The organism is Falsiroseomonas bella, from assembly GCF_003173615.1.
Lineage (GTDB): Bacteria > Pseudomonadota > Alphaproteobacteria > Acetobacterales > Acetobacteraceae > Falsiroseomonas > Falsiroseomonas bella.
Genome location: NZ_QGNA01000006.1, coordinates 124,444 through 137,737, shown reverse-complemented (window position 1 = coordinate 137,737; position 13,294 = coordinate 124,444). Strand labels below are relative to the sequence as shown.

At 71.0% G+C, this 13,294-nt stretch carries 9 protein-coding genes; 4 read left to right on the top strand and 5 right to left on the bottom strand.

All coding sequences use genetic code 11. The annotated features are described in order from the left end of the window. Nucleotide 1 precedes the first annotated feature (1 nt). Genes DFH01_RS24005 through DFH01_RS23995 form a run of 3 tightly spaced genes read left to right on the top strand, consistent with a single transcriptional unit; the run spans nucleotide 2 to nucleotide 3,568 of the window. Nucleotides 2-814: a creatininase family protein gene (locus tag DFH01_RS24005; protein ID WP_109873051.1), complete on the top strand. Its 813-nt coding sequence runs from the start codon at nucleotides 2-4 to the stop codon at nucleotides 812-814. Next, nucleotides 807-2,165, top strand: a complete 1,359-nt coding sequence (locus tag DFH01_RS24000) for an FAD-binding oxidoreductase (RefSeq protein WP_109873050.1) — start codon at nucleotides 807-809, stop codon at nucleotides 2,163-2,165. Before DFH01_RS24005 ends, DFH01_RS24000 begins: the two co-directional genes overlap by 8 nt. Next, nucleotides 2,162-3,568, top strand: a complete 1,407-nt coding sequence (locus DFH01_RS23995; RefSeq protein WP_109873049.1) for an FAD-binding oxidoreductase — start codon at nucleotides 2,162-2,164, stop codon at nucleotides 3,566-3,568. Before DFH01_RS24000 ends, DFH01_RS23995 begins: the two co-directional genes overlap by 4 nt. A 33-nt stretch (nucleotides 3,569-3,601) precedes the next feature. On the opposite strand, the gene DFH01_RS23990 is transcribed toward DFH01_RS23995, so the two are convergent. From DFH01_RS23990 to DFH01_RS23975, 4 genes are all read right to left on the bottom strand, one after another. Continuing rightward, nucleotides 3,602-4,543, bottom strand: coding sequence for an alpha-E domain-containing protein (locus DFH01_RS23990; RefSeq protein ID WP_109873048.1), 942 nt, complete (start codon nucleotides 4,541-4,543; stop codon nucleotides 3,602-3,604). 5 nt (nucleotides 4,544-4,548) lie between these two features. Continuing rightward, on the bottom strand, nucleotides 4,549-6,042 hold the full coding sequence (locus tag DFH01_RS23985) for a circularly permuted type 2 ATP-grasp protein (RefSeq protein WP_442899727.1): 1,494 nt from the start codon (nucleotides 6,040-6,042) through the stop codon (nucleotides 4,549-4,551). 145 nt (nucleotides 6,043-6,187) lie between these two features. Continuing rightward, a complete protein-coding gene (locus DFH01_RS23980; RefSeq protein WP_109873047.1) occupies nucleotides 6,188-6,919 on the bottom strand; it encodes a DUF1194 domain-containing protein in 732 nt (243 codons plus the stop codon). Between the two features lie 71 nt (nucleotides 6,920-6,990). Continuing rightward, nucleotides 6,991-7,569, bottom strand: a complete 579-nt coding sequence (locus tag DFH01_RS23975; RefSeq protein WP_233256257.1) for a nucleoside 2-deoxyribosyltransferase — start codon at nucleotides 7,567-7,569, stop codon at nucleotides 6,991-6,993. A 113-nt stretch (nucleotides 7,570-7,682) separates the two neighbouring features. On the opposite strand from DFH01_RS23975, the gene DFH01_RS23970 reads away from it, so the two are divergent. Continuing rightward, a complete protein-coding gene (locus tag DFH01_RS23970) occupies nucleotides 7,683-8,486 on the top strand; it encodes an alpha/beta hydrolase (RefSeq protein WP_109873046.1) in 804 nt (267 codons plus the stop codon). Here DFH01_RS23970 and DFH01_RS23965 read toward each other — a convergent pair whose 3' ends face one another. Further along, nucleotides 8,487-13,100 carry a glycosyltransferase family 4 protein gene (locus DFH01_RS23965; protein ID WP_158287888.1) on the bottom strand — a complete coding sequence of 1,538 codons (4,614 nt, stop codon included), beginning with the start codon at nucleotides 13,098-13,100 and terminating at the stop codon, nucleotides 8,487-8,489. It abuts the gene before it with no gap. Nucleotides 13,101-13,294: the final 194 nt, after the last annotated feature.

The following is a 13,294-nucleotide window of genomic DNA, read 5'->3' as shown; positions in this document are numbered from 1 at the left end:
GATGCTCCCCACCCGCTACTGGCAGGACCTGCCCTGGCCGGCCTTCCGCGACCTGCCGGCCAATACCGTTGCCGTGCTGCCGGTGGCGAGCATCGAGCAACATGGGCCGCACCTGCCCGTGTCCGTGGACACCACGATCAACCAGGGCGTGGTGGCGCGCACGCTGAAGGTGCTGCCTGCCGAGGTGCCCGTGCTTGTCCTGCCGACGCAATGCGTGGGCAACTCCGTCGAGCATCTGCGCTTTCCCGGAACCCTGACGACGACGCCGGAGACGCTGCTGACGCTGGTGACCGACATCGGCGCCAGCGTGGCGCGTGCGGGCGTGAAGCGTCTGGTGCTGGTCAATAGCCATGGCGGGAACGTCTCCGTGCTCGACATCGCGGCACGCCGGCTGCGCATCCTGCACGACCTCTTCGTGGTGAATGCGATGTGGGCGCGGATGGGCAAGCCCGAATCGCAGCGCGATCCCGTGGAAAGCACCTATGGCATCCATGCCGGGCGCGACGAGACCGCGGTGCTTCTGGCGCTGCGGCCGGACCTCGTGCAGATGGACAAGGCGCGCAACTTCGTCAGCCGGTGGCAGGGCGCGAGCAACCGGGCGCCGCGCATCGCGCCGACAGCCGGCGCGCCGCTGGCCTGGCAGGCGCAGGACCTCAACCCAGCCGGCGCGGTCGGCGACGCCTCCGCCGCGACGGCCGCGCAGGGGGAGGAGATCCTGGACTTCGCTGCGGAGAAGATGGCTGCGCTGTGGTCGGAGGTGGCGGCCTTCGACGTGGAGAGCTGGCTGGCGAACGAGCCCAACCCGGATGCATGACATCGCCGCGCTCGCCGCGGAGCTCGCCGGCATCGAACTGGCGACCGATCGCGCCCTGCTGCGCCAGAAGAGCCGCGACTTCTACTGGTACAGTCCGATCCTCAAGCGCCAGCTCGACGGCAAGGCCGCCGAGCTGATCGCGCGCCCGAAGGACGAGGCGGAAGTGCTCCGCGTGCTCACCGCCTGCCACGCGCGCCGCGTGCCCGTGACGGTGCGTGGCGGCGGCACCGGCAATTACGGCCAATGCGTGCCGCTTGCCGGCGGCGTGCTGCTGGACATGACGGCGATGGCCGCGCCAGTCGCGCTCATGGACGGCATTGTGGAAGTCGAGGCCGGGGCGAAGATGATTGACCTCGACCTGTGGTGCCGCGAGCGTGGCTGGGAATTGAAGCTCTGGCCCTCCACCAAGCGCACCGCGACGATCGGTGGTTTCGTCGCGGGCGGCGGTGCTGGCGTCGGCGGCATCACCCACGGGACAATGCGCGAGCGCGGCAACTTCTGGGGCGCGCGAGTCGCCACGATGCAGGATCCGCCCCGGGTCCTGGACCTGGAGGGCCAGGCGGCGAACCCGGTGAACCGGACCTACGGGACCACCGGCGTGCTCACGCGCATCAAGGTGCCGCTGACGCCCGCGCAAGACTGGCGCGATGTGGCGATCGCCTTCGACGACTTCGTGCCGGCGAGCCGCTTCGCACTGGAACTCGCGTTCTGCGACGGCATCCCGAAGAAGATGTGCGGCGTGTTCGACAGCCAGCTGCCGCCCTTCTTCAAGGGGCTCGCGGATGCCGTGCCGCAGGGAGCGTCGCTGGCGCTGGTGATGGTGGCACCGGCCGCGCTCGGCGCGTTGCGCGAACTGGCGGCGGAGCATGGCGGACGGATCGTCGCCGAACAGGATGCGGTCGCCGCGGAGCGCGACCCGGAGACGACGCCCTTCTACGAATACTGCTGGAACCACACGACGCTGCAGGTGCTGAAGAAGGATCGCGGCGTCACCTATCTGCAGTGCCGCTTCCCCTTCGAGGACACGCTCAAGGCCGTGGAAGCCGTGCGCATCCCCTTCCGCGACGAGGTGTGGATGCACACGGAGTGCGTCCGCTTCGGCGGCCGCACCACCATGTCCGCCCTGCCGGTGGTGCGCTGGACGACGCAGGAGCGGCTCTACGAGATCATCTCCGCCTTCGAGGCCGCAGGCATCGGCATCGCCAACCCGCATGTCCTGACCATCGAGGAAGGCAGCAACTACCGCCGCGTGCCGGGCAACCAGCTTGGCTTCAAGCGCATGACCGATCCCCTCGGCCTGCTGAATCCGGGCAAGATGCGCGACTTTTCCCCGCTGGAGACCACCGCATGACCGTGGCCGCCGTGATGGAGGCGCTTCCCGGCCTCCCCTGGACCACAGACCCGGCCCTGGTGCGCCAGAAGTCGCGGGATTTCTTCTGGTATTCGCCGGTGCTGAAGCGGCAACTCAACAAGGTCACGGGCGAGGCGCTGGTGACGCCGCGCAACGAGGCGGAGTTGCGCGCCATCCTCGCCGCGGCCTATGCGCAGGATATCCCGGTGACGGTGCGCGGCGCCGGAACGGGCAATTATGGCCAGGCCATGCCGCTCAGGGGCGGCATCGTGCTGGAGATGACCGCGTTCGATCGCGTGCTGTGGACCAAGCCGGGCGTCGTGCGGGCCGAGGCCGGGATCAAGCTGATCGATCTTGACGCGCATCTGAAGCGCGCGGTCGGCGGAGAGCTGCGCTTCCACCCCTCCACCAAGCGCACCGCGACGCTTGGCGGCTTCATCGCCGGCGGGTCCTCCGGCATCGGCAGCACCACCTACGGGATCCTGCGCGAACCGGGCAACATCCTCGGCCTGAAGGTGATGACGATGGAGGCCGAGCCGCGCGTGCTGGAGTTGCGCGGGCCGGACCTGCAGAAGGTCAACCACGCCTACGGCACGAACGGCATCATCACGGAACTCGAGATGCCGGTCGCCCCCGCCTGGGACTGGGTGGACGTGGTCGTCGCCTTCCCGACGCTGATGGGCGCGGCGCGCTTCGCCGACAGCTTCTGCCGCATGGATGGCGTCGCCAAGAAGCTTGCCTGCGTCGTCCCGGCACCGCTGCCGCAGCAGCATTTCCGCGCATGGGGCGCGAAGGTCCCCGCGGGGCATTCGGTGGCCTGCATCATGGTCGCCCCGCCCTTCCTCGACATCCTGCCGTCGCTGATCACGAGCCACGGCGGCACGGAGATCCTCCGCGAACCATCGGATGCGGCGGAGGTGCCCCTCTACGAGCACAGCTGGAACCACACCACGCTGCAGGTGCTGAAGACCGACAAGTCCATCACCTACCTGCAGACGCTGTTCCCGGCCCCCAACCATCTCGAGCTGATCGCGAAGCTCGAGAAGATGTTCGGCGACGAGGTGCTGCTGCACCTGGAATTCGTCCGCTTCGGCGGAACGGTCTGCGCCTTCGGCCTGCAGATCGTGCGCTTCACGACGGAGGAGCGCCTTGCGGAGATCATCCGCCTGCACGAGGAGAACGGTGCGCCGATCTTCAACCCGCACACCTACACGCTGGAGGATGGCGGCATGAAGCGGGTGGACCAGGATCAGCTCGACTTCAAGCGCCAGGCGGATCCGAAGGGCCTGCTCAATCCCGGCAAGATGGCCGCCTGGGACGACCCGGACTGGAAGCCCGGGAAGCAACAGGCGGTGCATCTCTACGAGACGGACTACGAGGCACCCGCCGAGGTGCTGGAGTAATCTGCGCGGACGGGATGCCGCGCTGCGAGAGCGTCAGCCGTTCAGATACAGCGACTGTATCGAGTTGCCGAGCTCGATGTTGCGGTCGATCTGGCCGGTCAGCCAGTCGTGCAGGCCGCGGGAGAGAACATCCTCCACCCTGCCCTTCAGCAGTGCGTCGTTGATCTCGGCCGCGATGCGCTGCGGGTCGCCGCGGCGACCTCCGGTACGGTCTGCGACGCTCTCCAACGCGTGCAGCACGCGGCGATGGCAGGAGATCAGGGAGCGCGGCAATTCCGACCGGAACAGCATGAGCTCGACGATCAACCGCGGCTCAAGCCGCGTGTGATACAGCCACTGGAAGGCACGCAGCGCGGAGACAGACCGCAACAGCGCCTGCCATTCGGCATAGGCAAGCCCACCTTCGGCATTCGGGCCACTCAACGCGCGGTGCTTGGCGTCCAGCAGGCGCGCCGTGTTGTCCGCACGCTCCAGCATGACGCCGAGATGCACGAAGAGCCAGCCCTCGTCGCGCAGCATCGTGTCCGCCGCCGCGCCGTTGAACAGCAGCGTCCGCGCGCGCACCCAGTCGAGGAAGGCGGGCAGCGCATCCGCGCCCGCCGCGGAGGCTGAACGCGCCCGCATCTCCCGCCACGTGTCGTTGAGGGCCTCCCACATATCCACGGTCAGCGCCGTGCGTACGGCCCGCCCGTTGCCCCGCGCGGCTTCGATGCAGTTGGCGATGGAGGACGGGTTGTCGGGATCGAGCGCCAGCCAGCCGATCACCGCCTCGGCCGCGACCGCGCGGCCGGTGGCCTTGAAACCCGGCTCGGCCCCGGCGGCGACCAGCAGGTTGCGCCATTCGTCATGCGCACCGCCGAGGCTGCCCGCGAGGCCGGACATGCGCAGCGCCACCTGCATCCCGCGCGCGATGTTGCCCGCTCGCTCGGTGTAGCGGCCCATCCAGTAGAGGCTGTCGGCGGTGCGGGAGAGCATCGCGGTCAGCCGCCCTGCCGCTGCGACTGGCTCTGGGATGGCGAGCCGCCGTCGAAGCCCGTGCCGTCCTCCACCACCCACGTGTCCTTGGTGCCGCCACCTTGGGAGGAATTCACCACCAGCGAGCCCTCCCGCAGCGCCACGCGCGTGAGGCCACCGGGAACGATGCGCACCTCCTTGCCCATCAGGACATAGGGCCGCAGATCCACATGTCGCGACGCGATGCCATGCTCGGCGAGCGTCGGCACGGTGGACAGAGCGAGCGTCGGCTGCGCGATGTAGTCCTGCGGCTTCGCGCGGATGCGCGCGGCGAACTCGGCCTGCTGCTCGGTGGTGCTGTGCGGGCCGACCAGCATGCCGTAGCCGCCGGAGCCGCGAGCCAGCTTAACAACCAGCTTGTCGAGATTCGCCAGCACATAGGCGCGGTCCTCGTCGCGCTCGCACAGGTAGGTCGGCACGTTCTGCAGCAGCGGCTCCTCGCCCAGGTAGAAGCGGATCATCTCCGGCACGAAGGGATAGATCGCCTTGTCGTCCGCGATGCCGGCACCGGGCGCATTCGCCAGCGTCACGTTGCCGGCGCGATAAGCGCCGAAGATGCCGGGCACGCCGAGCATGCTTTCCGGGCGGAACACCTTCGGGTCGAGGAAGTCGTCGTCCACGCGCCTGTACAGCACGTCGACGCGCTTCGGCCCTGCGGTCGTGCGCATGTAGACGACGTCCTGCTCCACGAAGAGATCGGCCCCCTCCACCACCTCCACGCCCATCTCGTCGGCCAGGAAGCAGTGCTCGTAGTAGGCGCTGTTGAAATGGCCTGGCGTGAGCACGGCGACGCAGGGTGTGCCCGTGCAGTTCGGCGGCGCCGCCTCCTTCAGCGTCTCCAGCAATTCCTCGGGGTAGTGGCTGACCGGCGCAAGGCGATGGTCTGAGCAGAGCGTGGGAAACAGCCGCAGCATCGCCTCGCGGTTCTCCAGCATGTAGGAGACGCCGGAAGGCGTGCGGCAATTGTCCTCGAGCACGTAGAAGTCGTCAGGCCCGGTGCGCACCAGGTCGATGCCCGAGATATGGCAATACACCCCGGCGGGCGGCGCGAAGCCGATCATCGGACGGCAGAAGGCCTCGTTCTCCGCGATCAGTGCCGCCGGCACACGGCCCGCCTTCACGATCTCCTGCCCGGCATAGACGTCGGCGATGAAGGCGTTCAGCGCCTTGACCCGCTGCGTGAGGCCGCGCGCAAGCCGGTCCCATTCGGCACGCGCGAGGATGCGCGGGATGACGTCGAAGGGGATCAGTCGCTCGGGGTCGCCACCTTCGCCATAAACGGCGAAGGTGATGCCGACACGGCGAAACAGCGCCTCGGCCTCGGTCCGCTTCGCGGCGAGGGCACCAACACCATGGCGGGCGATCCACCCCGCGATCCCGGCGTAGGCGGCGCGCACGCCGGCCGCGTCCTGCATCTCGTCGAAGGCGCGGGTGGGTTGGTTGGAGCCTATCTGATTCACCGCGGGTATGCACCTTCCCCGTCTTTGGTTCGGGTGTCGCAAAAATACCGCACGGTGGGAAGAGGTACGGCTCGTCGGAATTGCCACCAGACGCGGTCTCTCCGCCGTCCCGATGACCGATCCGCCTATTTTCTGGGCAAGGCCGCTATCCGGCCGCGCTGACCGCGCCCGCCACTTCTCGGATCAGCTTGGCGCGCATCGCGCGCGCGAAGTCCCGGCGATCTTCGGCCCGCACGACGAAGGCGCCCGGCCCGCCGATCACGTCGCGTTCGTAGAGCGCGGCCAGCCGCCCGTCCCGCCAACTGGACGACGCCTCGATCGCCAGCCCGTTCACCACCACGCCGCCCGCGACGAGTTCGTCGCGGGCGATCGGCGCCGCGACCAGGCTGCGGATGTCGGGGCCATCGCCGGAGACGTCGATGGTCCGCTCCGTGGCCTGCCAGGGCGCGGCCGCCAGCAGGTCCCGCGCATGCAGCAGCGCATCGCCGATGGCGTTGAAGGACTGCCGGGAGCGCGGCGCCTGGAGCATCGCCTCCGCCGCTGCGTCGGCGGACATACGGTCTCCGACCCGCATCCAGTTCACGACCGTAGCCGCCCCACCGGGCGAGCCCCATTCGACCATCGCGATCCCGATCGCCCCCCGTGGGCGGGAGCGTATGGCAGCGAGCACGGCAGGATGCGCGATCGCCTCCGCCAGACCCTCGCGCTGCAGCGTGAATTCGTCCGGGTCGATTGAGCCCGAAGCATCGACCGCCAGAACCAGCAGCAGGTCCACCGCATCCGCCTGCGCCCCGGCGTGACCGGCCGGCGCGAGGAGCGCGGCAGTCGCCAGCACGTCGCGCCGACGAAGCCGTGGGAACCCCTGACTTTCTGCCATGCCTAGCCCCGGTCGAAGGCTGCCTGTCTCGGCGGTCCGGCGTGTCGGCGTCAACAGGAAAACCGGGCGGGCTACCGAGCCGCAAGCATCCGCACGCAGGTCTCGAAGCCGACCAGGTCGGTCCACCGCTCGGCTTGGGGCACCTCGCGGCGGACCAGCACGCCTCCGGCCTCGCCGATGCCGCCATCGATCATCAGGTTGTCGGCAAGCCCGAAATCCTCGACCGCCATCTCAGCCGCGTCGCGCCACCGTCCGGCTGCGTCGCGCCGCGCGGCGTCGCCGAGGAAGCCGAGCGTGCGCGGCACGAAATCCGCCGCCACGTTGCTGTAGCCGAGCACCTTCTTGCCGAGCGCCCGCATGAACCCGACTTCGTAGATGGTGCCGGCATCGGCCGAGGGGCCACGGAACGGCGTGAGGTTCGCGATGACGGCGTCGGCATCGCGCATATGCGCCTCGTTGCGGCGGTAGATCCACAGCCAGCGCGGCAACTCGGCCTCTTCCGGATGCTGCGGATGCGCGTCCACGGGGAAGATGCCGGTCAGCCCGTGCGCCGCGCAGATCGCGCGCTTCCGCTCCGCAATGCCGAGCGGATCGGGCAGGAACACGTCAGGTCCGGCGAGATACACCTTCATCGCACGCTTCTGCACCATGCGGCCCGCGTGTGGAACTCCGGCGGGATCTTCGCGCCGGGATTGCGGGCGCCTGGTCCTGCGGCACGAGGCAGGGCTTGCGACCGGCCGCCGCCCGGGTGCCTAGTTCCGCCATGGACCTGGAGGCCGAATACAACAACCGCGCACGCGTGCCCGAGCATCCGGCGCATATCGCCGGTTGGCAGCGCGATGCCGCCGCGTGGCGGCAGGCCTGTCCGCGGAGCGAGTTCGACCTCGCCTACGGGCCCGCCGCGCGGGAGCGGCTCGACCTGTTCCATGCCGGTCCTGAAGACGGGGCGCCGCTCGCGCTCTTCATCCATGGCGGCTACTGGCAGGCGCTGGATCGCAGCTTCGCCAGCCACTGCGCGCGCGGCATGAACGGCCGTGGCATCGCGGTCGCGGTGCCGTCCTACGAACTCTGCCCCGGCGTGACGCTCACGGCCATCGTCGCGCAGATGCGCGCGGCCTGCGCCTTCCTCTGGCGGCGGACCGGCCGGCGCATCCTGGCCACCGGCCATTCGGCAGGCGGGCACCTGGCAGCGATGCTGCTCGCGACGGACTGGCCCACCTACGATGCCGCACTGCCGGACGGGCTTGTGCATGCGGCCCTGCCGATCTCGGGTGTGTTCGAGCTCGAACCACTGCTTGCCACCTCCATCGGCGCTGGGTTGCGGCTGACGCAGCACGAGGCGAGGGCTCTGTCGCCGCGCTGGATGCCTTCACCCTGCAGGCCGCTGCACTGCGTGGTCGGTGGCGCGGAAAGCTCGGAATTCATTCGCCAGAGCCGCGACATGGCAGAGGCCTGGGGTGGCGGCTTCAACGCCCTGCCAGGCGCCGACCATTTCACCGTCATCGCGCCTCTGGCCGATCCGGCGAGCAGTCTCGTGGAGATCGCCGCACGGCTTGCGCGGGGCTGATCAGGCGCGGCGGATCACGGCGAGGCGCAGCCCGAGCAGGCGCTCATCCGCTCCCTCGCCGCCCATGAAGGGCGATGCTGCGGCCGCCGCTTCGCAGGTGAGGTCGAGGGCGCCATCGGCCCCGATGCAGTCAGCCGGGACGTGCAAAACGAGCGTCGCGGGCCGCCGCGGCGTGATCGCCTGCTCAGCGAGCAAGCGCCCGCCGGCGCTGATCCGCACGGGCAGTGCGTCGGATCCCGGCGGAGCGCGATAGCCGGAGAGGTCCAATTCAAGCCTGGCACCCTCGGCGCCGGCTTCGGGCAGCAGCAAGGGCAGCACCGCGGTCGCCCCGCAGGACCAGGTCGCCATCGGCTCCGGGCCATGCCAGTCAGCGCCGAGCGCGGCGGAGAGCGCGGCGACCTCCGCCTCCTCCTTCTCCGCCGTGCCGAGCCGGATCGCGCCGCCCGGCGGCAGGTCGAGCCGCGGCCGGTCCGGCGCGACACCAGCCGCGCAGAGTTCGATCGAGAGCAGCCCGAACCCGAAGGCGATCTCGGACTGGCCTAGGCCGAGGTCGCGCGGCGCGCGCTGCACTTCCGCCTCGAGTTCCAGCGCCACGGGCTGCCGCCGCGCGCGCAGCGGGGCCGGAAGGGGCACGGCCAGCGTCACCGGATCGGGCGCTGCAATCTCGAAGCGCACGACCTCTTCGACATTCACGCGCGCCCGCAGCACGAGCGGCGCCTCCGCCGTGGCGACCGGCCGGATGCGGAGGTTCAGCGCGAGATCCGATCCGGGCTGGTCGAGGATGGTCATCGCCAGCCGCTTCACCGGCTCCGCCGTCCAGAGCCCCCACGGGGCGGAGGACCGCCAGGTCCCCTCCAGCGTCGCGCGGCCTTCCGCGCTGCGCAGCAGCACGTGGCGCTGGCCGGGACGCTGGCGCTTCTGGCCGGGGCGTTCCATCTCGAAATAGCGGACGGCATCCGTGACGGCGGAAAGCGGCGCGAGCGCGACCTGAGCCAGCCCGATGCCGAGCCGCCGCGGATCATCCGCGGCCGAAACCTCCGCGACGCTTGTCAGCGCAGCGGCGACGAACTCGACGCCGATCGGGCTCTGCGATGCGGCGAGAGCGGCGGGGATCAGCGCATGGAACAGCTGGAAGCCGCCGGCGGGCACGTGCCACGACGCGACCGCCTGGCCGTTCACCACCACCTTCAGGTCGTAGGTCGCCGCGCCGGCGGGCGGCAGGGCACGGATTTCGGCGAGCAGCAGAAGCGGAGCGCGCACCGGCTCGGTCGGTTCGAAGCGCAGCGCGGCGGTCGTCTCGCCGGCCCAGCACCCCCACTTCTCGAAGGGAAACCAGCCGGTCCAGCGCAGGCGCGAGGCGGTGATGCGGTCGCCGAAGGGCACGACGGTGCCGAGCGTGTAGGGCCGCGCCGGGCGTCGCGCCTCAGCCCCCGCCGCGAGATGCCCGAGCAACTGCGCCGCCGCGCGATCCCACCCATGCGGCGCGTAGCCCTGCGCGATGCGCGCCTCGGCCGCCTCGCGCGCGGCGCGGCTGCCGGCGAGGAAGCGGATGCGCGCGGTCCAGCCCGTCACGTCCAGAGGATCGAGCAATTCGACCAGCCCCGGCGCGATCTCGCGGATCGAGGGGATGTCCGCAGCCAGGCACAGCTTGCCGTGGCGCAGGCTTTCGGCGACGGGCAGGCCCCAGCCTTCCTGCAGCGAGGGGTACACGCTGAACAGGCAGTTGCCGTAGAGCCAGGCCAGCGCCGCGTCGTCCACGTCCTCCAGAATCAGCACGCGGCCTTCCAGCCGCTCATCCTGCCGCAGCGCGCGCGCCAGGTCCCGCCCGCCCCAGGCCGCGCCGCCGACCAGCACCAGCAGCGGGCAGCGCGGGCCCATCTGCGCCACCAGCTTCAGCCACACGTCGTAGAGCAGCCGGTGGTTCTTGCGGGCATGGATGGCGCCGACGCAGAGGACGAAGCCGCGCCCTTCCAGCCGCTCCGGCACGCCGGCGGCGGCCTCGGGCCGCGCATCAGGGCCGATCTGTCCGATCTCGTCGCCTTCGCGCAGCACGCCGATCGGCGGCAGCAGCAGGCCGGGCACGCGGGCGGCAAAGGCCTCGACCTCGGCGCGCGTCGCCTCCGAAACCGCGAGCAGCGCCTCGGCGCCGTCCAGCAACAGGGTGAGGTTGTGCTCGAAGACCGGCGCGTAGCCTTCATCGAACCAGAAGGGGAAGCGCGTCGGGATCACGTCGTGGATCAGCGGCGTCAGGCGCAGGCTGTACGTGCGCGCGAAGGAGACCAGCCGCTCGACATAGAGCGAGTTCTGCATCCAGCCGCTGCCCGCAACGAACAACGGCGCGCCCTCCGGCAGGGGCGCGATGGGCTCCGGCGCCTCGTCCTGCGCGGCCAGCGCCTCGGCCAGCGTGCCGTCGCGCACCGCTGCGAAGGGCAGTTCCACGAAGCTGCGCGCGGTGTTGTTCCAGGCGACGAAGCGCAGCGCCGCCTGCCCGCCGGCGTGCAGCGCGAGCGCCAGCGCCGCCTCCACTCGCGCGATGCCGGTCCAGCGGCCCTTGTGGTTGGCGCCGGTCGTGACGTCGAAGACGACCGGCATCGGCGCGCGACGCCTCTGCCGGGTCGGCGCCGGCAGAGGTGCAGGCGCGGAAGCGCCACGCAGGCGGGCGGCTTCCAGCGCCTCGGCGTAGACCGCCTCGGTCGCAGCGCGATGCGCCTCCCACCCGTAATGCCGGGCGACGAAGTCCTGGCGTTCCGCCGCGCCGGCGCGGCCTTCCGCCCAGGCGGCGAGCACGGCGGCGCGCAGCGCATCGGGGTCGGCCGGGTCCACGTAGCGCGCGTGGTCCGCGAAATACTCGCGCTCCCCGGATTCGTCGGAGAGCACCAGCGCCGCGCCGGCCGCCGCGGCCTCCAGCGCGGCCAGCGGCGCGCCCTCCGCCCAGCTCGGCAACGCAAAGACCCGCGCGGCGGCGAAGGCCGAGGCGAGCAGCGGCGAATCGGGCGCGAGCCGCGGCAGCACATGCACATCCGCATGCAGGTGCCGCTCCAGCACGGCGCGATAGCCGGCATCCGTCGCGTGCCCCAGCAGCACCAGCGGCAGCCCCGTGCCGCGCAGCGCATGGGCCAGCACCGCCTGGTTCTTCCTCGGCTCCAGCCGCGCCGCGCAGAGCACGAAGTCCTGCAGCCCCGTCGCCGCGCGGAACAGCGCGGGATCGGCTTCGGCGAAGCGCGCCGCGTCCACCGGGTTGCGCACCACCCGCCCATGCGCCGTGCGCGCGCCGATCGCGGCCAGGCGAGCCTTTTCCCGCTCGCTCAGGAAGATCAGCCGGTCGCTGAGCGCCGCCATCTCCCGCAGCGATGAATGGAAGCCCGCGGCCGGCTCCGCGGGCGGTCGCCCCGCCGCGCGCCGCGCCGCCAGCCGCGCCCGGAAGGCCGCGAGCGCCGCATCCGTCCCCTCCCCCGGCTCACTCTCGGCCAGCAGCCGCGGGAGTTCCCCGCCCCACAGGTCGCCCAGCCCGTGGTCGAGCAGGATCGGCGAGAACACCACCGCGTTCCCCGAGCGATGCGCCCGCCGCACCGCATCCGGCGCCGACCAGTTGGGCCAGGAGTTGAACACATGCACCAGGTCGAGCCCCCCGAATCCCTCGGGGGCCGGGTGGTGACGGAGCTCCGCCGGGATGCCGGTCTCCTCCAGCTCCTGCACGAGGCGCGGGGCGCGCACGCTGGGGCCGCCCTGGGCCTCGCGTTCGTTGCCGTGCAGCAGCAGGCCGACGCGGCGGGGCAGCGCCGGGCGGGCGGCGGGCGGGCCGAGCGCGATCCCCCGCGCCGCCGCGAGGCTCTGGAACAGCCGGTGATGCCCCTCCGCCCAGGCGTCCCAGCTGTGGCCGAGCACCGATGCGCGCCGCGCCCGCTTCTGCTCCAGGCAGTCCAGCAGCACACGGCGCAGGTCTTCCGCGTCGCCCAGGCGGTATTCCACATGCGGGAAGTCCGGCACCCAGCCGACGGGCGGGGCGATCACCGGCGTGCCGCAGGCCAGCGCCTCGATCACGCACATCGGCCCGCCTTCGTAGAGCGCCGGCACCAGCACGTAGTCGAGGCTGCGGTAGAGATCGGGCAGCGCCGCCGCCGGCACCGGGCGGCCGGGCTCCGGCCAGCCGCCGCCGGTGAAGACCCACTCGATCTCCTCGAGGTCGCGCAGCTGCTCGACCAGGTGCTCGCCCTTGCGGCCGGTGTGATAGGTGCGCCCGATCACCCCGACGCGCAGCTTCGGGCGGAAGGTTTCGGGGTCCACGCCGGGCGGGATGATGGAGACCGCTTCGACCCCCGCCTGTTGCAACAGGGCGGCGTAGGGGGAGGACTGGCAGACGCAGTGGTCCACCTGGCGGGCCGTGTCGAAGAAGGCGTCATGGGCGGCGCCTTCGGGTTCCAGATGGGTGAAGAAGGCGAGCTCGATGGGCGAGAGGCGGCGGCGCCGGCAGGAATAGGTGATGTAGTACTGGATGGCGGCGTCGCGGCGCGGCCCGTCGCCGAAGGCGACGTAGGGCAGGCGCGCGGCGATCTCGCGGGCCAGGGTTTCGAGGATCCAGCCGCGGTCCGAGGTGACGATGTTGACGAAGCTCATCCCGCCGCGGCGTCGGAAGGCGGGGACTGACATCCGACAGCCGCCGACAGGGTTGGCGCTGCGCGGAAGCGAGTGATGGCGCGGAGTCTCAACCCCTGCATGCGCCCGATACGGACCTGCCCGAGGCAGACTGTCAAGCGACGCCGGGCCGGACTCCGCACGGAACAGGCGGGCCGGTGGAGCCGCGGATCGAA